This window comes from Comamonas sp. JUb58 (assembly GCF_004364775.1).
GTDB lineage: Bacteria > Pseudomonadota > Gammaproteobacteria > Burkholderiales > Burkholderiaceae_C > Comamonas.
Map to the genome: position 1 here is coordinate 55,555 of NZ_SOAL01000017.1, position 24,134 is coordinate 79,688.

35 protein-coding genes and 1 pseudogene are annotated in these 24,134 nt (G+C 61.3%); 25 read left to right on the plus strand and 11 right to left on the minus strand.

The annotated features are described in order from the left end of the window. Nucleotides 1-16 precede the first annotated feature (16 nt). From EDF71_RS18050 to EDF71_RS18090, 10 genes are all read right to left on the minus strand, one after another. A complete protein-coding gene (locus tag EDF71_RS18050; protein ID WP_133857947.1) occupies nt 17-862 on the minus strand; it encodes a hypothetical protein in 846 nt (281 codons plus the stop codon). Nucleotides 863-969: 107 nt separating this feature from the next. Next, nucleotides 970-2,097, minus strand: coding sequence for a recombination-associated protein RdgC (locus EDF71_RS18055; RefSeq protein ID WP_133857948.1), 1,128 nt, complete (start codon nt 2,095-2,097; stop codon nt 970-972). 457 nt (nt 2,098-2,554) lie between these two features. Then, nucleotides 2,555-3,649, minus strand: a complete 1,095-nt coding sequence (locus EDF71_RS18060; RefSeq protein WP_133857949.1) for a hypothetical protein — start codon at nt 3,647-3,649, stop codon at nt 2,555-2,557. A 7-nt stretch (nt 3,650-3,656) separates the two neighbouring features. Then, nucleotides 3,657-4,391: a hypothetical protein gene (locus EDF71_RS18065; protein ID WP_243854351.1), complete on the minus strand. Its 735-nt coding sequence runs from the start codon at nt 4,389-4,391 to the stop codon at nt 3,657-3,659. Then, a complete protein-coding gene (locus EDF71_RS18070) occupies nt 4,384-5,151 on the minus strand; it encodes an ERF family protein (protein ID WP_133857950.1) in 768 nt (255 codons plus the stop codon). The genes EDF71_RS18065 and EDF71_RS18070 overlap by 8 nt, the downstream gene beginning before the upstream one ends. A 99-nt stretch (nt 5,152-5,250) precedes the next feature. Continuing rightward, the gene (locus EDF71_RS25095) at nt 5,251-5,427 is read right to left on the minus strand and encodes a hypothetical protein (protein ID WP_166656575.1); all 177 of its coding nucleotides are present in this window, start codon (nt 5,425-5,427) and stop codon (nt 5,251-5,253) included. Beyond that, nucleotides 5,420-5,599, minus strand: coding sequence for a hypothetical protein (locus tag EDF71_RS18075; RefSeq protein WP_133857951.1), 180 nt, complete (start codon nt 5,597-5,599; stop codon nt 5,420-5,422). The genes EDF71_RS25095 and EDF71_RS18075 overlap by 8 nt, the downstream gene beginning before the upstream one ends. Further along, complete coding sequence (locus EDF71_RS18080; protein ID WP_133857952.1) at nt 5,584-5,829, minus strand: hypothetical protein; 246 nt, start codon at nt 5,827-5,829, stop codon at nt 5,584-5,586. The genes EDF71_RS18075 and EDF71_RS18080 overlap by 16 nt, the downstream gene beginning before the upstream one ends. A gap of 671 nt (nt 5,830-6,500) precedes the next feature. Beyond that, on the minus strand, nt 6,501-6,791 hold the full coding sequence (locus EDF71_RS18085; RefSeq protein WP_133857953.1) for a hypothetical protein: 291 nt from the start codon (nt 6,789-6,791) through the stop codon (nt 6,501-6,503). A gap of 159 nt (nt 6,792-6,950) precedes the next feature. Continuing rightward, complete coding sequence (locus EDF71_RS18090) at nt 6,951-7,649, minus strand: S24 family peptidase (protein WP_243854352.1); 699 nt, start codon at nt 7,647-7,649, stop codon at nt 6,951-6,953. Nucleotides 7,650-7,733: 84 nt separating this feature from the next. Here EDF71_RS18090 and EDF71_RS18095 point away from each other — a divergent pair, with 84 nt between their 5' ends. From EDF71_RS18095 to EDF71_RS25300, 12 genes and pseudogenes are all read left to right on the plus strand, one after another. Beyond that, nucleotides 7,734-7,979, plus strand: a complete 246-nt coding sequence (locus EDF71_RS18095) for a YdaS family helix-turn-helix protein (protein WP_133857954.1) — start codon at nt 7,734-7,736, stop codon at nt 7,977-7,979. Between the two features lie 191 nt (nt 7,980-8,170). Next, nucleotides 8,171-8,440 carry a hypothetical protein gene (locus tag EDF71_RS18100; protein WP_133857955.1) on the plus strand — a complete coding sequence of 90 codons (270 nt, stop codon included), beginning with the start codon at nt 8,171-8,173 and terminating at the stop codon, nt 8,438-8,440. After that, complete coding sequence (locus EDF71_RS18105; protein ID WP_133857956.1) at nt 8,437-8,736, plus strand: hypothetical protein; 300 nt, start codon at nt 8,437-8,439, stop codon at nt 8,734-8,736. The genes EDF71_RS18100 and EDF71_RS18105 overlap by 4 nt, the downstream gene beginning before the upstream one ends. Beyond that, on the plus strand, nt 8,733-9,626 hold the full coding sequence (locus EDF71_RS18110) for a hypothetical protein (RefSeq protein WP_133857957.1): 894 nt from the start codon (nt 8,733-8,735) through the stop codon (nt 9,624-9,626). The genes EDF71_RS18105 and EDF71_RS18110 overlap by 4 nt, the downstream gene beginning before the upstream one ends. Beyond that, a complete protein-coding gene (locus tag EDF71_RS18115) occupies nt 9,619-10,275 on the plus strand; it encodes a DUF6475 domain-containing protein (RefSeq protein ID WP_133857958.1) in 657 nt (218 codons plus the stop codon). The genes EDF71_RS18110 and EDF71_RS18115 overlap by 8 nt, the downstream gene beginning before the upstream one ends. 20 nt (nt 10,276-10,295) lie before the next feature. Then, nucleotides 10,296-10,442: pseudogene (locus EDF71_RS25465) on the plus strand (repressor LexA); the annotation flags it as partial. A gap of 73 nt (nt 10,443-10,515) precedes the next feature. After that, nucleotides 10,516-11,214 (plus strand): hypothetical protein, encoded by a 699-nt coding sequence (locus EDF71_RS18125; RefSeq protein WP_133857960.1) that lies wholly within the window; start codon nt 10,516-10,518, stop codon nt 11,212-11,214. Then, entirely contained in the window at nt 11,211-11,432 is a 222-nt protein-coding gene (locus tag EDF71_RS18130; RefSeq protein ID WP_133857961.1) for a hypothetical protein, read from the plus strand. Before EDF71_RS18125 ends, EDF71_RS18130 begins: the two co-directional genes overlap by 4 nt. Continuing rightward, on the plus strand, nt 11,429-11,776 hold the full coding sequence (locus tag EDF71_RS18135; protein ID WP_243854353.1) for an endonuclease: 348 nt from the start codon (nt 11,429-11,431) through the stop codon (nt 11,774-11,776). The genes EDF71_RS18130 and EDF71_RS18135 overlap by 4 nt, the downstream gene beginning before the upstream one ends. After that, nucleotides 11,769-12,290, plus strand: a complete 522-nt coding sequence (locus EDF71_RS18140; RefSeq protein ID WP_133857962.1) for a DUF1367 family protein — start codon at nt 11,769-11,771, stop codon at nt 12,288-12,290. The genes EDF71_RS18135 and EDF71_RS18140 overlap by 8 nt, the downstream gene beginning before the upstream one ends. Continuing rightward, a complete protein-coding gene (locus EDF71_RS18145) occupies nt 12,287-12,604 on the plus strand; it encodes a hypothetical protein (protein WP_133857963.1) in 318 nt (105 codons plus the stop codon). The genes EDF71_RS18140 and EDF71_RS18145 overlap by 4 nt, the downstream gene beginning before the upstream one ends. A gap of 47 nt (nt 12,605-12,651) precedes the next feature. After that, nucleotides 12,652-13,038: a hypothetical protein gene (locus tag EDF71_RS25300; RefSeq protein WP_208301083.1), complete on the plus strand. Its 387-nt coding sequence runs from the start codon at nt 12,652-12,654 to the stop codon at nt 13,036-13,038. A 192-nt stretch (nt 13,039-13,230) separates the two neighbouring features. On the opposite strand, the gene EDF71_RS18155 is transcribed toward EDF71_RS25300, so the two are convergent. Continuing rightward, nucleotides 13,231-13,683: a hypothetical protein gene (locus tag EDF71_RS18155; RefSeq protein ID WP_133857964.1), complete on the minus strand. Its 453-nt coding sequence runs from the start codon at nt 13,681-13,683 to the stop codon at nt 13,231-13,233. 127 nt (nt 13,684-13,810) lie between these two features. On the opposite strand from EDF71_RS18155, the gene EDF71_RS18160 reads away from it, so the two are divergent. The 13 genes from EDF71_RS18160 (at nt 13,811) to EDF71_RS18220 (ending at nt 24,132) form a co-directional block, all read left to right on the plus strand. Continuing rightward, nucleotides 13,811-14,410, plus strand: coding sequence for a hypothetical protein (locus tag EDF71_RS18160; RefSeq protein WP_133857965.1), 600 nt, complete (start codon nt 13,811-13,813; stop codon nt 14,408-14,410). Beyond that, nucleotides 14,407-15,933: a terminase family protein gene (locus EDF71_RS18165; protein WP_133857966.1), complete on the plus strand. Its 1,527-nt coding sequence runs from the start codon at nt 14,407-14,409 to the stop codon at nt 15,931-15,933. The genes EDF71_RS18160 and EDF71_RS18165 overlap by 4 nt, the downstream gene beginning before the upstream one ends. After that, on the plus strand, nt 15,933-16,433 hold the full coding sequence (locus EDF71_RS18170) for an HNH endonuclease (protein ID WP_133857967.1): 501 nt from the start codon (nt 15,933-15,935) through the stop codon (nt 16,431-16,433). The genes EDF71_RS18165 and EDF71_RS18170 overlap by 1 nt, the downstream gene beginning before the upstream one ends. Then, entirely contained in the window at nt 16,430-16,918 is a 489-nt protein-coding gene (locus EDF71_RS18175; RefSeq protein WP_133857968.1) for a hypothetical protein, read from the plus strand. The genes EDF71_RS18170 and EDF71_RS18175 overlap by 4 nt, the downstream gene beginning before the upstream one ends. Next, nucleotides 16,918-19,149: a portal protein gene (locus tag EDF71_RS18180; RefSeq protein ID WP_133857969.1), complete on the plus strand. Its 2,232-nt coding sequence runs from the start codon at nt 16,918-16,920 to the stop codon at nt 19,147-19,149. Before EDF71_RS18175 ends, EDF71_RS18180 begins: the two co-directional genes overlap by 1 nt. A 12-nt stretch (nt 19,150-19,161) precedes the next feature. Beyond that, nucleotides 19,162-20,124: a hypothetical protein gene (locus EDF71_RS18185; protein ID WP_133857970.1), complete on the plus strand. Its 963-nt coding sequence runs from the start codon at nt 19,162-19,164 to the stop codon at nt 20,122-20,124. Then, nucleotides 20,121-20,324, plus strand: coding sequence for a hypothetical protein (locus EDF71_RS18190; RefSeq protein WP_133857971.1), 204 nt, complete (start codon nt 20,121-20,123; stop codon nt 20,322-20,324). The genes EDF71_RS18185 and EDF71_RS18190 overlap by 4 nt, the downstream gene beginning before the upstream one ends. Before the next feature lie 62 nt (nt 20,325-20,386). After that, a complete protein-coding gene (locus tag EDF71_RS18195; protein ID WP_133857972.1) occupies nt 20,387-21,514 on the plus strand; it encodes a N4-gp56 family major capsid protein in 1,128 nt (375 codons plus the stop codon). A 57-nt stretch (nt 21,515-21,571) separates the two neighbouring features. After that, nucleotides 21,572-22,021, plus strand: coding sequence for a hypothetical protein (locus tag EDF71_RS18200; protein WP_133857973.1), 450 nt, complete (start codon nt 21,572-21,574; stop codon nt 22,019-22,021). A gap of 10 nt (nt 22,022-22,031) precedes the next feature. Then, nucleotides 22,032-22,445, plus strand: a complete 414-nt coding sequence (locus EDF71_RS18205) for a hypothetical protein (protein ID WP_133857974.1) — start codon at nt 22,032-22,034, stop codon at nt 22,443-22,445. After that, complete coding sequence (locus EDF71_RS18210) at nt 22,445-23,008, plus strand: hypothetical protein (RefSeq protein WP_133857975.1); 564 nt, start codon at nt 22,445-22,447, stop codon at nt 23,006-23,008. The genes EDF71_RS18205 and EDF71_RS18210 overlap by 1 nt, the downstream gene beginning before the upstream one ends. Beyond that, entirely contained in the window at nt 23,008-23,682 is a 675-nt protein-coding gene (locus EDF71_RS18215; protein ID WP_347876681.1) for a DUF6682 family protein, read from the plus strand. Before EDF71_RS18210 ends, EDF71_RS18215 begins: the two co-directional genes overlap by 1 nt. Before the next feature lie 15 nt (nt 23,683-23,697). Further along, nucleotides 23,698-24,132 (plus strand): hypothetical protein, encoded by a 435-nt coding sequence (locus EDF71_RS18220; RefSeq protein ID WP_133857977.1) that lies wholly within the window; start codon nt 23,698-23,700, stop codon nt 24,130-24,132. Nucleotides 24,133-24,134 lie beyond the last annotated feature (2 nt).

Sequence of the window (24,134 nt, forward strand, 5' to 3'; positions counted from 1 at the left end):
ACGGATTGAAGCGTCTTCAGGAGCATTTGTTTTGTTGATTCAAAACTTTCGATATTTTTGCTTTGAGTCGAATGATTTCCTGCACTTCCGGGGGGAGGGTCCATCCGTTCATTATTTTCCATTGCTCGTTCCTTTTGATTAGAAGGAGGTTGTCAAGAGTGCGAGGCAAAGATTTATTTATCGCCACCAAATAATGGCCATCTGGTATTGGGCCATGCATGGATTCCCACTCAATAACATCGACTCGTTTCCAATCGATCCGTTGTTTGCCGGTGTTGGAAACTTTTCTAACCCTTATCCCGTGACTATCTACTGTCTCAGCCCCTAATGCGGCATGGTAACCGCGCCCCACGCGATTTTCGCTACGCGTTCTCAAACCATGTTTGATTTGAGCAACATAAATCGCGGAAAGACTTCTACCAAGTTTCGCTGCGATGTCTGATCGCCTGCAGTCACTTTTAGTCATGACGTTTAGTATTTCTAAATCGCTTTGACTCCATGGCTTTCTCGGCTCATTAGTCCCTTTAATGGGTTTATTGGAGAGTCCAATAATTTTCGCTCTTTTGCGGGTGGCGGTTTCCTTACGTTCAAGTATTTCGCTGATTTGCCTATATGTATGTGTTTCATACAAGCGCCTGAGTGTTTCATCCTCAAGCTGTGTCCAGCTTTCTAATGGAACATATTGATTTTTAAACCCTAGCTTTTTAATTTGCTGAAAAATGGCCGGTTTGGTTCTGTTCAGCTGTGTGGCAATATGGTCGGGAGATTTCTTCTCATTAGTAAGAAACAGCAAAGTTTCTATATCGGATGCCGTCCATGGACGGTTAATGCGAGGTCTTTTCACTTTGCTGTCTGTCTTCATATCTCAGTGTCCACAAGGCAGGCCTTCGCCTGGTTCGGGTTCTCGTTCCACGGGCGCGCCGCAGCTGCCGCAGCGCTTGGGTGGGCTGGGTGGGGTGGTTTGCTGGGTCATCCGATGACCTTTCGCGCGCCGGAGCTGTCCATCTTGGTGACGATGCCCTGGTGCTCCATGGCTTCCAGCAGGCTGGCGGCGCGGTTGTAGCCGATCCGGAGGAGGCGCTGCACCATCGAAATGCTGCCCTTGTTCTCAGCGCGGACAAGTTCTACGGCTTGCTCGTAAATCGGGTCCTGAGAGCCGTCGCCTGAGCCAGAGGGAGCCAGGGCACTCGCCTGAGGCATTGCGCCCAGCTCGGTACGGCCTTCGCCGCCCAGCGCGTCGATCAGATCAGGGATCAGCTTGGACAGCTCGCCGGTGGCGATGGCCACATCAGCGTCGAAGCCGTTCTCGTCGGGCTTGTCTTCCAGCACCACGCCCAGCAGCTCCACCTTTTTGAGCTGCATGCCTTCGGTGAGCACAAAGCTCACTCGGTCATCCCAGGTCAAGGCCAGCTTGGTGGGCAGCTTGCCTTGGTCGATGTGTTCGCGGACCTCGTCAATGCCCAGGGGGTGGCGACCATAGCGCACAACCGCTTTGGATTCGTCTGTGCCCTTGAGCTCGCACTCCTGGTCGATGCTGAAGCCGGCGGGCGCGTCGTAGCTGTGCAGCCAGGCGGCCATCGCACCCTGGGGGCTGTTATGGGTGTCGATCAGCGCGACGGCAAAGCCGGGCGAGGCTTCCACCAGCATGGTCACCACGATGTCGGCCCGGCCCTGCGTGCTGGCATCGATCACCAGCAGGCGCGCGGCAGGGTCGATCCATACCCAGGTGCCCGCCTGCTTGGTGAAGGCCATGGGCAGCAGCTCCAGCTTGCACTCGTCCTTCAGGTCTTGGCGCTCCTTCCGGCCAGGCTTGCGGCCTTCGGTTTCCTCGATGTGGGCCGCCTTCTCATCGATCTTGCGGCTGAGCACGCTGGCGGGCAGCATCTTGCTCTCGCTCATGAGGCGCACTATCCAGTGGCCGCCCACAGACTCGACCATGGCGCCGTGCTCTTCGCCGCGCGGCGGCACCCAGCCCGTGGACTGCTCTTGTGTGGCGCCGCACACCTCAAATTGCTGCTTGGCCAGCGCCTGGTCGAGTTGCACCAGGTCGGGCTGCCAGGCTTCGGAAATGCGGTAAATGATCAGATTTTTAAACATGGGTGTTCCAAGAATGCAAACGACCCGCACTGGGCGGGTCGGTGTTGTGTCAGTGGTTGATGTTGGCCGCCACCGCTTCCGGCCAAGGGGTCCCCTTGGACACGGCTTCAGCTACGCGCTGTCGGCCATAGGCCGTCATGGTGGGGTGGGTGTGCAGGCAGCAATCAGCTGCCACCAGGAATGAATCGGCGCGCTTGAGGCAGACAGGGCACTGCAGTGCTTGTCCGTTGGCAACGCCTGGGCAGCAGTCTTCCGCATCGTCATCGTCCTCATAGCGAGAGCGACACACCCTGCATTTGAAAATGACTGTCGGTGGGCAGCAGCTTTTTGCGTCCTCTTGGTCGGTATGCTCTTCTCCGCACGCTGCGCACGCATAGCTTTCGATGGTGCCGCCGGCGTAACCTGCGTCGCTATGTTCGGGCCTACGCAGTTCGTGCTGATGATGCGAGTGAAAAAGTCATGCGTCTGCATGCTTCGCCCCCAGGTCGACCTGCAGCAGGTGTTGGACCATGGCATCGCGGATGGCCGGCAGATCGCAGGCGCGATACAGGCGCTTTGACTTGTCGGTGGCCACAGGCGGAAAGCCCAGCTGCTCCAGGCCGGCGGCGTCGATGCTCAGCGGCGCGATCAAGGTCTTGATCTGGCCCAGCGACACGCTCGCATCTGTATCCACCTCGGTGGCCGGTGCGGCGCCGGCGGCGGCACGCGCGGCAGGTTGCGGCATGGCGGCGGGTGCTGGCCGCGCAGCAGCGCCGGGCGCCGGAGCTGGTGCCGCTGCAGGTGCCGCAACAGGTTCTGCCACAGGTTCTGCAACTGGTGCCGCTTGCGGCGCGGGCGCCAGGGCCTGACGCTGGCGGGCCAGCTCGGCGGCCTGCTCGTCCAGTTTGCGCTGCTGCGCGGCCAGCTCTGCCGCCACCCGCTCGTTTTCCTGCCGCTGGGCTTCGGCTGCGTCAGCAGAGCGGCGGTCTGCGGCCATCTGCTCCAGGCGGCCGATGGTTGCCGCCTTCTCGGCGGCGGCGCGGTCGGCGAATTCCTCGAACACTGCCGCGCTCACGTCGATGCCGCGCACGTAAGCGATGCCCGCCTCGATGCGCTCCACCGGCAGGCCGCGCGCCTTGTCCGAGTAGCCGGCAATGGTGGCGATGGCCTCGGTGTGCTTCTGCACACGCTCGGCCTCGGCCTTTTCCTTGGCGGCTTTCTCGTCGGCCAGCTTCTGCTCATGGGCCTTGATCTGCTTGTCGATCGCAACCTCTGCGGGCTCCACGATGGCGATCAGGCGGGTAGCCTCCGTCTCGATCACCGTCTTGCAGTCGTTCAGTTGCCCCTTGGTCTGGTCGCGCAGGCGCTGGATGGCAAAGCGGCCAGACTCGCGCAGCTCCAGACGCGCATCGCGCGCAGCCTTTGCGCCCTTGGTGGTGGTCATGTCGTAGGCCACGTTGTGGTACTTGGCGGCCAGCGCCGTCATATCGGCCTCCAAGGGCGTGAACAGCGCCAGGGCGGCGTCGTTGATGCTGGGGGTGCCCAGGGCGGTGGTGGTCAATTCGTTGCTCATGGCGTCCTCAAGCTGCAAATGGGTCTGCGATCACGGCGTTGCCCATGGCCTGGGCGACGGCGGCCTGGGCCTGCGGGTAGGCAGCGGCCATGTCCGTGTGGTGGGAGTGGGTCTGGTCGAACTCGGTCAGCGCTTGGCGGAAATATTCCTGTGCGGCTTCCAGGCGCTGCTGGATCAGCGCTTCCTTGTCCAAGTCGCGCTTGATGGTCCAGCTGGTGATACGGTGATGCTCGGCGATGTGGTCCACGATGTGCATCGTTGGGGGCTCATAGCCGATCAGCTTGTCTGGGGTGTTGACCAGGCAGTAGTCGACCTGCCACTCGTCAGCATCCCAAAGCATCATGTACGCGCGCATCTGCCACTCGTAGATGGGGTCCATGCAGTCCTTGAGCCAGCCGGGGAAGGTCTTGGCCGACCAGGATGCTTTGATGTCGTGGCCGCGCCGGGGGGCCGCGTCGAACAGATCGCACTCGCCGCTAAGCCATTTGTTGGTGCGGCGCTCGGTGTTCTTCACCAAGGCCAGGCCGCGCACGCGGTTGAGCAGCTCGATGCATTCCTGCTCGACCTCGATGCCCTTCTGGGTTTCCTTGCTGGAAAACTCGAAGTCGATGCCGAAGATTTCCTGCTGGGCCAGGCTGCGGATGTAGGTCTTAGCTCCCACCGACAGGATGCCCTCGGCCTTGGTCTTGGGCTCGGTCATGATGCGGCCCAGGCTGTGGCACCGGAAGAGAGTGTTATGCATTGGAAACCCCCATTGCTGCGTTGAAGTCCTTGAGGCCCTGGATGTCGCGGGCCTTGCTGATTTCGGCGCGCGCTTGCTTGCACGCGGCCTGGAACTCTGGCGTTCCCTTGACGCTGAGCGCGTAGTCGATCCAGCCCTGCGTGAATTCAGACACGGGCTTGGCCGGGGCGGTGCCCGGCGGGCTGGCGGCGTTGCCGTCGTCGTCGTCTTCGCCCACGGCCACGTTGAAGATGTCCTTGAGCAGGTAGCGCTTGCCGAAGCTCTTGCCCGAGCCAACGGCATGCGTGCGGTTCATCACATCGCCGCCCTTGGGGCCCTTGCCGTCGGCGGGCATGTCGCAGTGGTAGGTGCGGGTGTGGCCGCCGATGTGGGCGACGTAGCAGAGCACGCGCACACAGCCTTCCGGTGCGCCTTCGCCCTCGTCAAAGCTCAGTGAGAAGCCGGAGGAGGTGTACAAGGGACGCAGATGGCGATCCAGCTGCCCATAACTGGCGTACCGGCTGCGTGTCTGCGGGTTTACCGCGTCCGCAGCGATCCGGACCATCTGCGCCTGCGCGCTCACCATGGCCATGTTGAATTGCTGCTCGGCCTCCTTGGCCGTGATGCGCTCATGCAGGTCCAGCAGGCGCTCCATCTTGTCCATCGGGATTTCTGGATTCTTAGCCGCGGCGATGATGGCCCGGGTCAGCTTCGCGGCTTCGGTGTTGTCCTGCTGCATGGGGAGGGCAGGTGCTGGGGGGCGGGTGGTGACTTCGTTCATGGCGTTACAGGAATGCGATGTTGGTCTTGGCGATGATGTTTACGGCCGCGATGGCGGTAACGTTCAGCGCGATGTAGAGCAGGACCCAGAGGGGGAGCTTCATTGGTCGGTTCCTTTCTTGGTGCTCAGTGCCACCTGCTGGGCGGCGTGCATGGCGTCCTGCACATCGGCGGCCGTGGCCTGCTCGACGGCCAGGTCGGTACCAGGGTCGTAAAAGAAGATCACCGCCAGCAGGGCGGCCAGCATCCAAGCTGTGTGGATTGCGTTTTTACGCATAGCGGCTCCAGATAAATGCGAACAGGACCAGCGCGGCGGCCAGGCCCAGCCAAAAGAAAGGCCGCTTGTGCAGCGGCCTGGTGTAGCTTTCAAACGGGTCAAAGTACGCGGCGCCCCGGCCCCATGCTTCTTCCATCGTTCGCGGGGTGGGGCGGTTCAGTGGATGACGCATGCAAGCTCTTCCTTGAGTTCGCCCAGCACACGATGAACGCGGTGGCCGCCTGCCGGCGAGATTCGATCCAGCTTTTCCGCCGCTTCCATGCCGATCTCCTGGTAGCTTTTGATCAGCTCCAGCAGTTGGGCGTTTTGCTCTTCGAGCCGGGCGCGCTCTGGATCGGCCGGCGGATCGTCGGGCAGCATGCCGTCATAGCCGGCCTGGGCGCGAGTGAGTGCATAGGTCATAGGAAGCCCCAAATAAAAAAGCCCGCACTGGGCGGGCAAAGGCGCTGAATGTTCCGAAACAGCGCTTCGTGGACAAAAAAAGCCACCTGTGAAGGTGGCTAAGCGCCTGTGGGGTCACAGGCGGGAGGGTTTGGTTTCAAACTGGAGGATCTTGTTTGATCGTAACAGAGTATTACTTGAACAAAATCAGAAGCACCGGCATCCGATGCTTTTGATTTGCCCCTATCGCTAAGGGCAGTGCGTTCTCACGCTGGGATTTACTTTTCTTGGCAACCCTGTTTGCCTCACCCCGTACACACCCAGGGACCGGTGCCGCAGCTGCCATCTCGTTCGTTTGTTTCCCCGTATCCACGGTCCTATCTGGTTTCTCACCAGCCTACTAGCCTTAGCTGCGTGATCCTTTCGCCCCCCTGCAGGTTCTTGCCCGTCTCTTGGAAGCCCGGGCGATCCCCCCGGGGTCTTCGGGGGTGGTGATCCTGGCCCCCTACGCCGCTGATTAGCTTCGTTGGGATGCATCTTAGCCTAGGGCTAATATTGGCGTCAATAGCCACAGGCTAATTTTTGAAAAATTTCTCCGTTTGAGCTTTTGGAGACGAAAAAAAAGCCCTGACGGGCGATGTTCGTGAGAGGCGAGGGAGACTTGGCGCTGGCCGACTTCCTCGCCGAACAGGCTAAGACATTCGTACGTCGAAGTAGGCCTCTTCCACAGCGATGTCCCTGAAGCCAGCCTGCCGGGCCTTGTCGAATGCGTTCTTCCAGGTGATAGCTATCTTTTCGTCGGACTTGGAGATGTGGCCGCCCTCCGATGCATCCATGAAAAGCTTGAACGCTTGCTTCAACGCTTGCTCGGACGGGAAGCAACGGCGCAACTCTTTGCTGAAACGGTCTTCAGCTTTTTGCTTTAGCGCTGGATCAAGATCTGCAGGGCAATCTTCCAATCGGACTTCAATGACTGCGTTCATAGGGCACCTCAGCACTGTTTAAAAACACAGTACAAAGTGTAAATTTGAACTGTGTTTTTGTACAGTACTTCGCCCTGGTTTTTTTGTTTTGACGTGATCTGTGCATGTTGCCAAATAGACACAGAGCCAGTGAACTCCTTTGCAGATGTCGGTAGGTAGCTATCTGTAGGCCCGACGATGCTCGACCATTGTTCCAATGATTTCAATGCTCTGCTCATCAGAGCGCATTGTCGGATAGTCGTCATTTAGAGGGACGAGCTCAAAGATGTCATTGCCCAAAACATCTACAGCTCGATGACGATATTTTTTAAACGTGGCTTCCTCTCGGCCATTCTTTGCGACGACGAATGATCCAGGTCTTGGCTGGACGGAAGGATCGATGATGATGAGATCTCCTTCACGAAAGTCTGGCTCCATCGAATTGCCTCGCACCGTAAGAACAAACGTCTCTCCAGAGTGAGCATCGCTGGAGAGGAGCCAGTCGTGCGCATCTGAATGCTGAAAACTGTTGGAGATTTCTGTCCAAACTCCCGCTTGAACATACGAAATATGTGGGATCAATCGAGATCCTTTGGGGAGCCGGAACTCCACATTTGAGCCGCCTGGAGTGGATAGCTCGCTGGATTCAGCAGGAGCATCCATCCAGCCTTCAGGCTTGCCTGCTTTGGCTTCGATCTCTCGGGCAATCGCATTGCTCATCACACGCGGTTTGCCTGTCTTGGAGTTAAGTGAAGCGTTAAGCCACTGGCTGATCTGAGCCGGCGCTTTCCCAATGGTCTCGGAAAGAGCTGCTTGACTCCCTGCTTCCTTGATGAGCAGGCCCAGTTTTTCACGTCGAGTTACGTCTATCGGTTGCATGGCGTGAGTATTTAGCGCGAAGCTAACATTGGCAATGAGCGCAGGGCTATTGACTTTGGTTAGCCTGAGGCTAATAATTCGTAAATGACCCTATCCGAATACATCAACGCCCAGGGCCGGGGCGCAATTACCGCCCTTGCAAAACAGATCGGCGCACCTACCCCCGACGTGTCGCGTTGGGTGTCCGGTGAACGTCCCGTTCCCATCGGACGCTGTGTAGCCATTGAAGCTGCAACCTCTGGCGTGGTGACGCGGAAGGATTTGAAGCCCAGTGACTGGCCTCGCTTCTGGCCCGAACTCGCCAACCACGATGAAACAGTTGAAGCCTAGAGGCGACATCAACGAACAGTGCACGGAGCTTCAGAACCGGGGCCCATTTTTTCCCCTGTTGCGCCGCTTTGACGGCGCATACGCCGTGAGAGCGCTCTACGGGCAGCGCTGCTTACGGACACGTTCTCACTAACAAATTCAAACCGATACGCAGGCCGGGCTACGCCTGCGCTGTCCACAAGGATCACGCTATGACAGACAACGACGAACTCCCGGCGTTCAGCCGCACGCAAGGAACGAAGGCGCGGGGCGACAAGGTTGAACTCCGTGGCGAAATTACGGCCGACATCATCAGCGTTATTGACGCAGAGAGCATGGCCGTTGGCAAGGACCGAATCCGCATGGTGGAGGAAATCCTGGGTGACTGGGCTAAGAAGCGTTTGCATGCCGCCAGTCTCCTGTATCGCGTGTCGCGGAACAATCCGGCGCTCTCGGAAGCATTCGGAGGCAATTCCGAATGATCGAGACACCTTTCCAGAAACACAGCGACACCTCCCGCTCAGCGGCCGAGGCCATCGCTGATGTCGCGCATACCTTCAAGGCCAAGGTGCTGGACGCCATCCAGAAGGCCGGCGTGCACGGCATGACCGACGAAGAGTGCGCCCGGCAGCTGCTGCTCGATCCCAACACCCAGCGCCCGCGCCGCGTGAAGCTGGTGGAAGAAAAGCTGGTGGTGGACAGCGGCCAGCGCCGCAAGACTCTGGGCGGCCGCAATGCGATCGTATGGGTGTCGGCGCAGTTCAAGGGGAATGCATGAGCGCGCCCTTGCCCTGGTTCCGTGCTTACACGGAAATGATCGATGACGAAAAGCTGCGCCTGCTGGCCTTTGAGGACCGCTGGCACTTCATCGCGCTGTTGTGCCTGAAGGGGCAGGGCGTGCTGGACGATGCCGGTCCGCTGCTGCTGCGCAAGGTAGCCGTAAAGATGGGAATCGACACCCGCACGCTCGAAGAGGTGGCGCGCCGCCTGGCCGAGGTCGGTTTGGTTGAGCGCGAGACGCTGCAGCCGCTGAATTGGAACGCCCGCCAGATGCGCAGCGACACGGACCCCACGGCCGCAGAGCGCAAGCGCCGACAACGGGCCAAAGCTAAGGCTGATGCGGGGTCCGATGGCGTCACGGATAAGTCACGCGTGACAGGTCACGATGTCACGCGTACAGATATAGATACAGATATAGATAAAGATAAAGAAGAAGTAGTTAAAGAACTAGCAGATGTTGGTGGTGGTCCCGCTACCGCTGACCCTGACCCTGCGCCTGCGGCTCTGGCAAAAAAGCCCAAGCCCGCACCTGCTACCGCTACCCGCCTGCCTGACGACTGGACCCTGCTGAAGGCCTGGGGTGATTGGGCACTGCGGGAACGGCCCGACATGACGCCTGAAGACGTGCGCCGAGAGGCTGATTGCTTCGCTGACCACTGGCGGGCCAAAGCTGGAGCCAACGCCAAAAAGCTGGATTGGGCCGCGACTTGGCGGAACTGGATCCGCCGCAGCGATGGTCCAAAGCCAGCGTTCCGGGGCAACGCCTCTGGCCATTCCAGATCCGTGAACAAGCAGGAGGAACTGGAGGCACGTAACCGCGCTGTCGGCCAGTCTTGGGTCGAAAAGATGCGCGGTGGCCGGTCTATGGGAGGTGCTGCAAATGCGTGAATCCGAACTGGAGGGCTTCCGCGACCTCCTTACCGACGTGATGGCCTACTACGGTAAGGACTGCAGCGAGTTCATGCTCACCGTCTGGTGGGAAGCGCTGCATTCCTTCGAGATGGAGCAGATCAGTTCGTCGCTGCGCCGGCACGCGACGGATCCAGATCGCGGCCGATTCGCACCTCGGGTGGCGGACATCATCAAGGTCCTGCAGGGCACCACGACAGATCGCGCCGCGCTGGCCTGGGGGAAGGTGCTGGGCGCGATGTCTTCGGTCGGCGCATACACCGATGTGGTCTTCGATGACCCAGCTATCCATGCTGCCATCGAAGACCTGGGCGGCTGGCCAAAGGTGTGCCGCACCGAGACTGCCGAGCTGTCCTATCTGCAGCACCGCTTTCAGGAGGCGCACCGCGCATACACCGAACGCGGCCAGTTTGAGTACATGCGCCGTCTGCCGGGCGACCGTTCTCCGGACCATGAGTACCTCAGCCATGGGCTGAAGCTCCCACGCCCCGCCCTGGTGGGCGCGCGCGAGAAGGCCATCGCAGTGCTGCAGAACGGCAATGCCGGCGGCAAGACCCTGATCTCTTCGCTGCCAGCGCATGCCATGCACCTGCTGGCCAACGCCACCGGCCAGGAGCTGCAGGCATGACATTGCTCCCACCCCGCCAGATGGATGTACTGAACTTCATGCTCGCGTTCCATGCGGAAAACGACCAGCTGCCACCCAAGGCCGAGATTGCCCGGCACTTTGGCTTTCGCTCGCCAAATGCGGCGCAGTGCCACGTCGATGCCCTTGAGCGCAAGGGATTCCTGGAGCGCAACCGCATCGGCAACCTGCGATTTGCACGCGGGGGAAAGTGCCTGATGCTGGATCAGAAGGAGGTCGGCCATGACCAAAGCTGAAATCCTGCAACGGGTGCAGGCGGGCCTGGTGCTGGCCCAAACCCTTGGTGACCCCCTGAGCCGCTCTTGGCGCAAGAGCATTGGGCCAGCGCTCAAGGAACTGGAGGCAGAGGGCTGCATAAAACGGCTCAAGGTCGGCGAGTGGATCGGCTATGCGTTGCCGGACTGGCAGATGTCGCCCGCCGAACTGCTGGCCTACATCCTCGGCAAATGCCGCGTCGACCGGGAAACGGGCTGCCACGTCTGGGCCGGCTCAACGAATGGCCGCCAGGGTCCGCTCACCTACATACCCGGGGGAAAACCCAAGACATCCGTGCGCCGCCGGGTTTGGGAAGCCACCACCGGTAAGCAGCTGACTACCTCGGATGTGTTGCTGCCGCGTTGCGGCGACCCAGCGTGCGTGGCCTTCGACCACATAGCGAAGACCAAGCGCGGCCAGTCGCAGAAGGGCAAGAAGCTGACCTGGGTGACACGGATGCGCCAGGCCATTGGCCGAAAGCAGCGGTCCCACATTTCGGACGACGTGGTGAGGCAGCTCAGGGCCTTTGAGGGCACCAATAGGCAAGCAGCGGAGCGCTTCGGCATCAGCAAGGCTGCGGTGCAAGGGATCCGCTCAGGACGCAACCGCCGCGAATACGCAGCAAACGGAATTTTTACGCAATTGATCGAGCGCAAAGCCGCATGAGGGGACAGGGATGCAACGAATTTCAGAAGGCCAGGGACTGGCTGGTGACGCTGGCCATGACGCCGGGGTGGTGGCACTACAGCAGGGAGCAGGCCGCCCAGCTGGAGAACGACGCGCAAGCGGCCGGGGCCTGGGCGGGGATGCGGGAGGCGGTGCGGGCCGAGCTGAAGGCCAAGGGGTTCCGGCCGCCGCCGGCGGAGCTGGAGCCGATGTGGTGATCGCTCAGGTGACGCTGCCATGGCCGCCTAAGGATCTGAGCCCGAATGCGCGGGTTCACTGGTCGCGTCTGGCCAAGGCCAAGAAGGCCTACCGCGCTGCGTGCGCCCTGCAGGCGCAGGTGCAAGGCGTTCACCGCCTGGCTGCCACCAAGCTGCATGTGCACCTCACGTTCTACCCGCCCACGCGCCGCGCCTTCGACCTGGACAACGCCCTGGCGCGCATGAAGTCAGGCCTCGACGGCCTGGCCGACGTGCTGGGGGTGGATGACAAGCATTGGAGCCTGGGCATTGAACGTGCCGGGGAGATCGGTGGGATGGTGAAAGTGGAGGTGCAACATGCCTGAAATCACGATTGTTCGTCAGGAAGCTGTGCAGATCAGCGAGCAGGACGCCGCAGTGGCGCGCCGCGTCATCTTCGGCATCGTGGACGGTCTGGGCGAGCGTGGCCGCAGCCAGTGGCGGCGCCTGTGGAATCGGCTGATGCGCCTGGAGCCGGGTGAAATGGTCGAAATCAAGACCGTACAGCCGCGCCTGGGTTGGTATCACCGCAAGCACATGGCCATGGAGCAGGCGGTATTCGAGACGCAGGATCGCTTCGAGGACTTCGAGAGCTTCCGCACCTGGTTGAAGGTGGGCGCAAGCTTTGTCGACTGGTATCCCGGGCCCAAGGGTGGCGTGATTCCGGTGCCGCGCTCCATCAGCTACGCAAACCTGGAGCAGGGTGACATGGAGCAGTTCCACGCGGATGCCGTCAATTTCCTGCGCAGCGAGCACGCCGGCGCAACGCTGTGGAAGCACCTGGGGACCGCGCAGCGCATCGAGATGATCGAAGCCGTTCTGAGGAGCTTTGGGGAATGAGCCGGATGAAGGAATGGACAGACGCGCAGCTTTACGAGCTGGCCGGCTGCGTGGAGCGGCGCATGACCTGGGCCCAGATCGCCGAGGAGTACCAGATCAGCATCCCATGGGCCAAGCAGGTCTACAAGTACTACCTGCACCGGCAGGCCAAGGGCACCTTTTCCCACTGGACCCCAATGCGGATCATGAACATGTACCTGGACCACAAGCGCGGCGCAGGTGCAAGCACTCTGGCCCACAACTACAAGAGCAATGTGATGGTGGTGATGCAGAAGCTGGGGTATGCCCGGCGCCTGGTGAAAGGTGAGCTATGAAGCGCGGAGGATTCCGGCAAACCGCCTGGGCCCCCGCGCCTAAGACCGTGCACCAGCCTCTGGCCAGCGCCCCAAACTATGCGAGCGCGGTCGGCGCCACGGTGCCACCGATCAAAAAGGGCGAGCATCTGCGCAATGAGGACTACCGCCGTGCCGTGGCAAGCCTGCCATGCTGCGCGTGCGGCATCGTGGGGTACAGCCAGGCCGCCCACGCCAACCACGGCAAGGGCGCAGGCCTGAAGACCGACGACCGCACCTGCTTTGCACTGTGCTGCGACCGGCCGGGCGTGAAGGGCTGCCATCCGAAGTTCGACCAGTACGAGCTTTACCCCAAAGCAGCTGCTGCCCTGGTGGCCGAGGCCTGGGGGGCGGATACACGCCGCAAGATTCAAATGATGGGCCTATGGCCGGAGGGATTGCCTACCTATGATTGAACGCATACTGACCGCTGCCAGGTCGAACAAGACGATGGCGCGGCGCCACTGGGAGGCGCAGGTGAAAGCCTGGGGGGAGTCTCACGTATTGCCCTGGGCGGAGTTCCGGGCCCGGTGGGGGGAGTTGCACGGCATGCATCCACCCGAACGCAGGCCATGCCCAGAGTCCAAGGCCTGGAATGGAAGTGAAAGCTATCCAGCAACCCGTGTACGGCTCTCTACTTCTTCCAGCAGTTCCGACCCCAGCATTTTGACTAGCCCTGGGGAGTAATCGATTTCCGACATACCGAGCATTGCTGCTTCGATAGACATCCTATGCATGAAAGGGAATGTGCTTTCGAGAGGGCTTGGCATTTTTTGGACGATTGGTCCAGAAAAGCCGTCGAACTGGTGGGCAGTAGCATCTACCACGAATCCGTCAATTTCTACCCAAAAATGACCACTAACACCGTTACTTGAGTAAGCCTTGACTACAACTATTTCGGATTCGGGAAAACGTTTTGCTAGTGCTACAGCAACAATTGCACTCGACGGTTCACAGCTAGAAAGCGGGAATCTACTCATAAAAGGCAACCCCGATTCCCGCATTCTTTCAAAAAAAGGAAGCGATTGAAGAAGGAAGTGAGCAAGCGTTTCTTTTGTCATAAGAAATTATCGCCGCAGAAAACAGCCACTCTTGTACGTCTGTAGCCCGAAATTGTCTTGACAATCCTAAAAGTCCTGATGGTCTAACGCCGTTATCAACAACGCGCACGAAGCGCAGGCGCTAGACGTGACCACCACACAGAGCGCGGGCAAGGCTGCAACGGCCAAGGTAAAGAAGCCCGCTCGCAAATCCACCACCAAGCCAAAGACGAAGGCAGCACTCCAGAGGGAGTGGTTCGCCCGTGCAGGTGCGCTCGATGAGTTCATGGCCTATGTCTGCGCAGGCGGACACCTGAACGGCTTTTGCAAGCTGCATGGCTTTTCGTACACGGGGATGCTGGAATTTATCCACGCCGACTCGTCACGCTCCGAGATGTACGCGCGCGCGAGGCAAGAGCGTGCTGACCTGCTGGCCGACGAGATTGTGGAAATCGCTGACGAGGAATGCACCACCGTCAAAGCTAGCAAGCATGGCAGCGCTGATGACGGGGAGGGCGAGACAGAGGTGGTGTTTGATGCTGTGGCCGTGGCCCGCAACAAGCTGCGTGTCGATGCCCGCAAGTGGGTAGCATCCAAGCTCAAGCCCCGCGTCTACGGCGACAAACTAGAGCTATCCGGAGAGATTGGCACCCCCACCAAGCTGAGCGATGACCAGCTGCTGGAGCGCCTGCAGCGCTTTGGCGTGAACCTACCTGGCATCGTGCCCAAGGCGGAGGGCGACCAGTGAGCGCGGGCGATCAGTTTGACCTGGCCGCACTCTCTGCGCAGCAGCGCCTGGAGCTGGAGGGCTTGGTGCTGGAGCTGGAGCGCCGCCAGAACACACGGCTGCTGCAAACCATGTTCCCCGACGAGGGGCCTTTGCGCCGCGAGCTGTATCCAAAGCACCAAGAGTTCTTCCAGTCGCGCGCACCAGGCACGCCACCTGGCGAGCTGACTGAGATTGCCCGAGCCTCTGAGCGCGTTTTCATGGCGGGCAACCGGGTGGGCAAGACCGTGGCGGCCGGCACCGAGATTGCCTACCACCTCACTGGCGAGTATCCGGATTGGTGGGAAGGCCACCGCTTTGACAAGGCCTGTCGCTGGCTGGCCAGCGGCGACACGCACGAAACCACCCGGGACATCATCCAGCTCAAGATGCTCGGATCGACCACGGACAAGCCCGAGAAATACGGCACCGGCCTCATTCCTGGGGATGCAATCGTGGGCGTGGTGCCGCGCTCCCACGTCAAGGGCGCGGTGGAAAAGATCATCGTGCGCCACAAGTCCGGCGGCGAGTCTGAGCTTTGGCTGCGCAGCTACGTGCAGGGCCGGGAAATCTTCCAGGGCTTCGAGCTGGACGGCTTCTGGGCTGACGAAGAGTGCCCGGCCGACGTGTACGAAGAAGGCCTGGTGCGCCTGATGACCCGCGACGGCATCAGCATCCTGACCTTCACCCCGCTCAACGGCCTCACACCCCTGGTGCAGGACCTCATCAAGCCCGTGGAAGCCTTCACTGAGGAGGAAGACCCGGACGGCCTCAAGCGCCGAGCAGCTGCTGACCGTCTCATCGTGCGATGCGGCTGGGATGACGTGCCCCACCTGTCCGAACAGGCCAAGGCCAAGCTGCTGTCCAAGCTGCAGCCTTACCAACGCCAGGCGCGTACCAAGGGCGTGCCCGCCCTGGGTGCCGGTGCCATCTACCCGGTGGACGAAGACGACATCAAGGTGGATGACTTCCAGATCCCGGACTTTTGGCCACGGGCCTACGGGCTGGACGTGGGCTGGAACCGCACTGCGGCCATTTGGGGCGCATACGACCGCGAGGCCGACATTGTCTACCTGTTCTCGCAGCACTATCGTGGCCAGGCCGAGCCATCCATTCATGCGACGGGCATCAAGGCGCGCGGCGAGTGGATCCCGGGCGCCATCGACCCGGCCGCCCGTGGCCGGAGCCAGAAGGATGGCGAGCAGCTGATGGTGGTTTACACCGACCTGGGCCTGGACATCCACCCAGCAGACAACGGGGTCGAGAGCGGCATCTACGACGTGTGGGAGCGCCTCTCTACCGGCCGCCTGAAGGTCTTCAAGTCCTGCCTGGACTGGTTCAACGAATACCGCATCTACCGCCGTGACGAACAGGGCCGAGTCGTGAAGAGCAACGACCACCTTATGGACGCCACGCGCTACCTCGTAAAGACCGGGCTGGATCTGGCCCGCGTGAAACCCCGCGCGAGCAAGCCGCCGCGCTCTACCTCCTGGAGAACCGCCTAGTGAAAAACGACATCGCAATATCAGAACTCCGTGGCTTGCTGCGCTTGAATGAAGAGACTGGCGAGCTTTTTTGGCTTGTGACGCGCGGAAAAGCTAAGGCAGGTGCGCGGGCTGGAACGCAGGACGGCCAAGGGTACTTGACTTTGACCGTCAACAGTAAGCAACACCTGGCGCACCGTGTTGTTTGGGCACTTCATCACGGTATGTGGCCGTCGAGCCGCTTGGATCACAAGGACTTAAACAAGTCGAACAACCGGCCTAGGAATCTGCGCTTAGCCACGCAGTCCCAAAACTTGGGGAACACAGTCGCAAGCGCCAACAACACCTCCGGTCACAAAGGGGTGTGTTGGCACAAACAGCTTGGCAAATGGCAGGCGCAAATCAAGGTGGATGGACGGAATCGCTACCTGGGTGTGTTTGCCGAAATTTCCGCCGCGAAAGCGGCATATGCACAGGCCGCCACTGCTGCTTGGGGCAATTTTGCAAGGACAACCGCATGAGCAGCGTCAGCCTCCTTTCCCCATCCGGCACCCCGTTTGTTGAGCTCGGCGGCGAGCGTTGCTGGCGGCAGCGCACCATCCGCGACGTGGTGTGCTCCTACCAGTGGGTCGAGCTCTACAAGCTGGGCGACGAGTCTGCCCCGCGCGAGCCCGAGCCATGCATGTGCCTGTTCCCGGCCCACCGCCGCATGGATACCGGTGCCTACTGCATTCCCCAACGCCTGGCCTACCTGTATGTCACCTCGGAAGGCAAGCCGACCGAGCACCTGCTGCGCAAGGCCTTTGAGGCGGCCGAGGCCCTGGGTTACACCGCGCACGACCGGTCGACCATCCACCGCATCATCGACATCATCGTGGAAGGCCTGCCGGATCTCATCATGATGCCCACGGACCAGCCTAAAGCGCTGGCCACCAAGCGCCGCTTGATCGGCGTGGAGCTGGCCGTCAAGGCCCACGGGCAAGAGCTGCATTCGGAGGTCATCTGATGTTTGAAGTAAACGACGAAGACGACAAGAAGCGCCGCGAGGTCATCAAGGACCTGGAGGCCTCCGAGGTGGAAGACACCGAAGGCGGAGTGGCTGACACCGGCGAGCACTCCCAGGCCGCCGGCCGCCACCAGCGCCTGATGCAGTTGATGGACTATGAGTCGCGGCGCCAGGCCGGCGAGCGGCAGCAGATGTCCATCGATGAGGACTACCACGACCACCTGCAATGGCGGGCCGAAGATGCCCAGGTGTTGCTGGAGCGCGGCCAGGCGCCACTGGTCTACAACCAGGGCCGTCAGTCGCTGGAGTGGATCGCGGGCACCGAGAAGCGGATGCGCAAGGACTACAAGGTGCTTCCGCGTGAGCAGAACGACGAGGCCATGGCCGAGGTCAAGACCAAGCTCATCAAATACACCGATGACGTGAATCTGACCGTTTGGCACCGCTCCCGCGCCTTCAAGCAGGCGGCCATAGGGGGGCTGAGCTGGATCGAGGAGAACCTGAACCCGGATCCAGAGCAGGAAATCATCTACTCGGGCTCCGAGGACTGGCGCAACGTGCTGCGCGACAGCCACAGCCGCAATGTCGACTACAACACCGATGCCCGCTATCAGTTCCGCCGGCGCGTGCTGGATCTGGACTACGCCTGCGCGCTGCTGCCCAACAGCCGCAAGCACCTGATCGCCATGGCTGGCCAGAACCTGGACGATACCCAGGACGAGCCTTGGTACATGGGCGAGCGCCTGACCAACTCCACTGAAACGGAGTGGGGCCGCGACTACGGGATGGAGCACAGCATCTTCCCAGGTGTGAGCGAGTCGTTCCGGCTGAATGCGCCACGCCAGTCCGTGGAGCTGATCGAGGTGGCCTATAAGGTGCCTGAGACCGTCAAGGTCTTCGCCGACGGCGAGTTTGCTGGCCAGGTGGTCAACGCCTCTATCGACCCACGCCATAAGGAGATGGTGGACAAGGCCAACGTGTATGAGACGGTCAAGATGCGCATGCGCCTCATGCTCGCCACCCGCGCGGCTCCGTGCCTGGACCTGTCCAGCCCGTTCCGGCACCAGCGATTCACGCTTATCCCGGTGTGGGGCTACCGCCGGGCACGCGATGGCTCGCCCTATGGTGTCTGGCGCGGCATGCGCGACATTCAGGACGACCTGAACAAGCGCCACAGCAAGGCGCAATGGGCACTGTCCAATAACCGCATCATCATGGATGAGGGCGCTGTAGACGACATCGAGGATGTGCGCCGGGAAGCAGCCCTGCCCAATGGCGTCATCGTCAAGCGCAAGGACAAGCAGCTGGTATTCGATCAGAACCAGACCGATCTGGCTTCAAACCTGATGATGGCCGACCGCAACTCGCAGATGCTGCGGGATGTGGGCGGCGTCACCAATGAAAACCTGGGCCGGGACACCAATGCCAGCAGTGGCCGTGCCATCTTGGCAAAGCAGGACCAGGGCTCGCTGACCACTTCGGAGCTTTTCGACAACCTGCTGCTGGCCATCAAGCAGGCCGGCCGCCTGCGCCTGAGCCACATCGAGCAGTTCTATACCGCTGAAAAGGTCATCCGGATTACCGGTGAAAGCCGCCCGATCGAATGGCTGGAGATCAACAAATTCGACCCTGCTACCGGCCGCATTCTCAACGATGTGACAGCGCGCGAGGCTGATTTTGTGGTTGACACCCAGGACTACCGCAGCAGCCTGGCCCAGGCCGCCATGGAGCAGATTTTCGACCTGCTGGGCAAGATCGCAACCTTTGCGCCTCAGGTGGTAATGAACGTGCTGGACCTGGTGGTGCAGTCGGTCGACATCAAGGACAAAGACGAATGGATCGCTCGCATCCGGAAGATCAATGGCCAGCGCGATCCATCCAAGCCGATGACACCCGAGGAAGAGCAGGCCCAGCTGGCCGCCGCTCAAGCGCAGCAGAAGCAGCAACAGATCCAGGACGAGACGGCCGAGGCCATGCTGGCCAAGCTGCACAAGGAAATCGACAAGCTCGATGCCGACACCAAGCTCAAGCTGGCCGATTCCATCCACAAGAACGTGTCCACGATGAATGTGGCGACCGATACCGCTGAGCGCATCGCCAACGCATATGAGCCCGGCGGCCTGGCTGAAGCCGCCGACGAGATTGCCACGGCTGGAGGCCTGACAGACCAGGGCGCGGCCCAGGTGCCCGAGGCGGCCCAGCTCCCCACCATTCCACACACCCAACCCTGATAGGAGTTCATCATGACCATTGAAAAATCCAACGATCCCGATCTGCACGGCCTCACCGACGATGACCTGGAGGGCCTGAGCGAAGCAGAGCGCGAGGCGCTTCTGGCAGACGACGGCGGCACCGAAGTCAACAACCAGGCCAACGACGACGATGACGATGGCGCAGACGACGAAAACCAGAACCTGGACGCTGCTGCTGGTGCTGCTGCAGCCGGCGGCGCAGCTGCTGATGACGCTGGCAACGGCAAGGCCAAGACCAATGAGCAGGAGCAAGAGCAGGACCTGCAGGAGCACGAACAGCCTGTACCCGCCACCACGCCCAAGACGCTTGCTCCAGATGACATCAAGGACCAGCGTGCCCAGCTGCGCAAGGAGCGAGCAGAAGCCCAGCGCAAGGTGTTCGATGGCCTGATGGAGCCCGAGGAATTCGAGACCATCGAGAACAACATCCAGGACAAGCTGGACGCCCTGGTGCGCGCCGAAGCGGTGGACCAGACGCGCGGCCAGATTGCGCTCGAGCGCATGACCGATGACTACAACAGCGAGCTGGCCCAGTACCAGAAGGCAGCCAAGGCCGCAGGCCTGGACATCAGCCAGGGTGATCTGAAAAAGGAATTCGAGCGCATGGTCGCGCTGTGCGCCCAGGACGCCGTCGAGCGCGGCCTGACCGATGCACCGGGCAACATCGCAGCCAGCAAGGCAGGCCTCAAGGACGCCATGGTGCTGCTGCAGGCCCGCCACGGCAAGACCGTCACGCTGCCCAGCGGCAAGCCAGCAGCGCCGGCGCAAAAGCCGCGCCCCAAGGTGGATGACCGCTCGAAGATCCCACCATCCCTGGCCAACGTGCCTGCAGCTGCCGAGGCCAACGTGGGCGACGATGAATTCGCGCACCTCGAAGGCATGGAAATCGCCGACCAAGAACGCGCCGTAGCGCGCATGACCCCCGAGCAACAGGAGCGCTGGGCCAACCAATGACCTCACATTTCAAGACCAGACTGGTTCGCACCCTGAAGCCGGGCGACAGCATCACACTGGACAACGGACGCATTCGCTTGGAGGCCATCCAGGTCCCGGGCCGGCGAGTCAGCCTGAGGCTTGAACTGCCTGCGGAGGTGGTGATCGATACGCCGAAACCTAAAAAGGACTTGACAACGGAAAAAGTCCTCTTAGGTTAACTGCTACAACTTTTCATTGTTCGCGCAAGAGGCGCTTTTATCCCATTTGGGGGAGCGTTTCTATGCGTACTCTAGTCGGGGTCAACGACCCCCAAGCAGTAAAGAAGTGGTCGACGCTGATGGCCGTGGCCATCAACAAGACCAGCTATTGGGCACAGCGCTACATCGGTGAGGGCAAGAAGTCCCGCACCCCGGTGCAGCGCATTGACGACCTGCAGTCGGGTGCAGGTGACGAGGTGATGGTTGATCTGCTGATGCCGATCAACATGGAGCCCGTCATCGGCGATGACACGCTGGACGGCAACGAGGCCCCACTGCGCTACTACACCGACCGTCTGCGCATCGACCAGGTGCGCGGTGGCGTTAACCTCGGTTCGCGCATGACCAAAAAGCGCACCCTGCGTGACTTGCGCTCTGACGCCAAGCAGGCCAGCGCTGACTGGTGGGCTCGCCTGATGGATGAAATGCTGTTCATCTATGCTTCGGGCACGCTGGGCTCGGGTGAAGGCTTTGTGTGGAAATCGAACTCCAAGATGTTCGATGTCAACCCGCTGACCGCACCTGATGCGATGCACCAGATGTACGGCGGCTCGGCCACCAGCCTGGCATCCATCACCGCCGCTGACGGCTTCAGCCTGCGCCTGATCGACAAGGCCGTGTCCAAGGCTGAAACCATGGGCGGCGACGGCACCGACGAGCTGTCCATGGTGCCCGTGCGAATCGACGGTGGTGAGCACTACATCGCGCTGATGCACACCTGGCAGGCAGACCGTCTGCGCTCTGAAGCGGGTGAAGGCAAGTGGCTGGACATCCAGAAGGCTGCAGCTGCTGCCCAAGGCTCCAAGAACCCGATCTTTACGGGTGCCATGGGCCTGCACAACAACGTCGTGCTGCAGAAGCACCGCAACGTGATCCGCGACAAGACTGCGGGCGCCGGCGCCAATCTGCCGTGGGCACGCTCGCTGTTCATGGGTGCGCAGGGCCTGATGGTTGCCTACGGCGATACCGAGTCCGGCACCCGCTACCAGTGGACCGAGGAAAAGAAGGACCACGGCAACTACGTTGCCATCGGCACCCACGCCATCCTCGGCGCCAAGAAGGCCACCTACAAGTCCAAGGACGGTGGCGTGCAGCGTGACTTTGGCCTCTTCGCCATGGACACGTACTGCGTGGACCCCAACGCTGCCTAAGCGCCAACCCCGGAGGGCTGCTTAGGCAGCCTTTTCCTCATCCTCTGGAGAAATCCCATGTCTCTCATCAAATCCGAAACCGCATCGCGTCGCCGTGGCGGCGTGACGCCCACCACTGCGGCTGTGGCCCAGGCGGTGATCTTGACTCTGCTGACCAAGCCCCTGGCCGTCGGCGACATCATCGAGCTGGACGAGCTGGATCCAGGCGTTCGCCTGGTGGATGCGCAGCTGACCGGCGCCGGCCTGGACACCAACGCAACGCCCACCCTGGCATTTGCCATTGGTGAAATCAACGCTGCAGGCACTGACCTGGCTGTGACCTATGACACCGGCCTCAAGTGCGGCGGCGGCGTCAACGGCACGACCGCACGCCTGGCTACCGGTGGCGGCCTGGTGCAGCCTGCCAAGCTCTCGCGCAAGCTGGGCCTGAAGGTGACGGCTGCTGCCGCCACTGACGGCGCCACGGGCAACCGCCTGGTGGTGATCGCAGGCCTGGCCAGCCTGTAAGGAGTGTGCCATGAAGCTCATTCACGCCCACCGCCGCTCTGCCCCTATCGAGGTTGAGCTCTTCGGCGAAGTCATCCAGTTCCAACCCGACGCGCGCGGCCGCATGGTGGCCGAGGTGGAGGATGGGCCCGTGGCTGCTCGCTTGCTGCAGATCAAGGAAGCGTATGTGCTGCTGAAGGACCTGGATGCTGAAGCGCAAGCCCAGGCCCAGGCTGACGCTCAGGCGAAGGAAGCTGCCGAAGCCAAGGCCCGCGCTCAGGCCGAGGCAGATGCAGCCGATGCTGCGGCCAAGGAAAAGGCGGCTGAAGCCGAGAAAGCCAAGGCTGATGAGGCCAAGGCTGCTGCTGAAGCTGCTGCCGCCCAGAAGGCTCAAACCGAGGCCGATACCTCCAAGCCTGCGGCCGGCCGCAAGAAGGCTGCCTGATGACCCCGTGGGAAGCTCTCTACCCTGATGTGATGCCTTGGATCAGCCCAGGCCGTGCAGAGCCAATGGTCGATCACCAGCTGCTGCGCAGCGCGCAGGCTTTCTGCCGTGCCACTCGCGCCTGGTGTGTCGACCTGGACCCCGTGCGCACCAGCGGTAGCGAGCTTTCCTATGACATCGACTTCCCAGGCGCTGCTGACCTGGTCCGACTCGAATCTGCCACCTTGGATGGTGACGAGCTGGAGGTGTGGCGCGCCGGCGGCGCCAAGAATAGCCTGTATGTGTTCACGCCGGAGCGCAAGACTGTCGAGCTGAGCCGGCCAGTGGGCGCCAATCGCACCCTGGTGCTGCGGGTGAGCGTGATGCCCTCCAACAAGGCCTACGGCATCGAGGACGAGCTTTTTGCCTCCTATGCCGAGGTGATTGCCCGTGGAGCGGTCGCACGCATCAACAGCGATGCGGCCATGGGCCAGTGGTTCGATGACGAGTGCGAGCGCATCAAGATCAAGACCTGGCGCGGCAATTCGTCCGCACGACCACGCGCTGTGGGGGTGGCGTTCTGATGGCACTCGACGGCGCAACCCTGATCCAGAAGCTTCGCGGGGAGCTGCAGGACGTGGATATGGACCGTTGGTCCCTGTCTGAGCTTGCTGACGCACTGAACCAGGCCGCCGATGAGGTGGCCATTCAGCGGCATGACCTGTTCGCGCGCACGGTGGAGCACAAGCTGCAGGCCGGCCCGCGCCAAGTCCTGCCTGAGGGCTGCTTTCGGCTGGTGGAAGCCATCGGCAACACGGGTGGAGGCCCCATTTCGCTGGTGGAAAGCCGCCGCGAGCTTGATGTGTCAGCGCCTGGCTGGATGACATCCCCAGGCCGTGAGCGCATCCGGCACTACATATACGACCTGCGCGATCCCACCCACTTCTTTGTGTGGCCGCCTGCCGATGGCGTTAAGGCCAGTCTCGACCTGGTGGTGGTGGCCTATCCCCAGCGCATCGCCGCTGATGGCACCGGCGCCATTGACCTGGCCGATGTGTACGAATCTGCGCTGCTGAAGGGCGGCATTTGGAAGGCATACGCCAAGGATGCTGAATACGCCGGCAACGCCCAGATCATGCAACTGGCCTACAGCGCCTTCGCTTCCACCTTGACGGGTGACATCCGCGCCTCCGTCGTTTCTTCCCCCAATGGCACCGGTGTTGGCAACAAGGCCGACATCAGTGCCAGCACCCGTTAACCAAAGGAGATTCCAATGCTCGGAGCTGTATTCGCCAATGACCTGGCAAAGCTGATTTTTCAAGGCCTGGCCATCGCTGGCCTTGCCGACAATGCGGCCAGCGGCGCGCTGACCAACCTGTATCTGTCCCTGCACACGGCCGACCCCTTGGCGGCCGGCACGCAGACGACCAGCGAGGTGAACTACACGGGCTATTCCCGCATCGCGTTGGTGCGCGGCCCCAGTGGCTGGACCGTGACCGGCAACGTGGTGAACCCCACCAATACGTCCGAGTTCCCAGAAATGACCGGCGGCACCAACCAGACAGCGTCCCATCTGTGTGTTGGCATCGCCGCAGCTGGCTCGGGCAAGGTGCTGGTACGCATGACCATCACCCCCACCATCGAGTGCAAGCTCGGTGTGGTGCCGCGCATCCGCACCACCACGACGCTGACGCTGGTGACGAGCTAAGC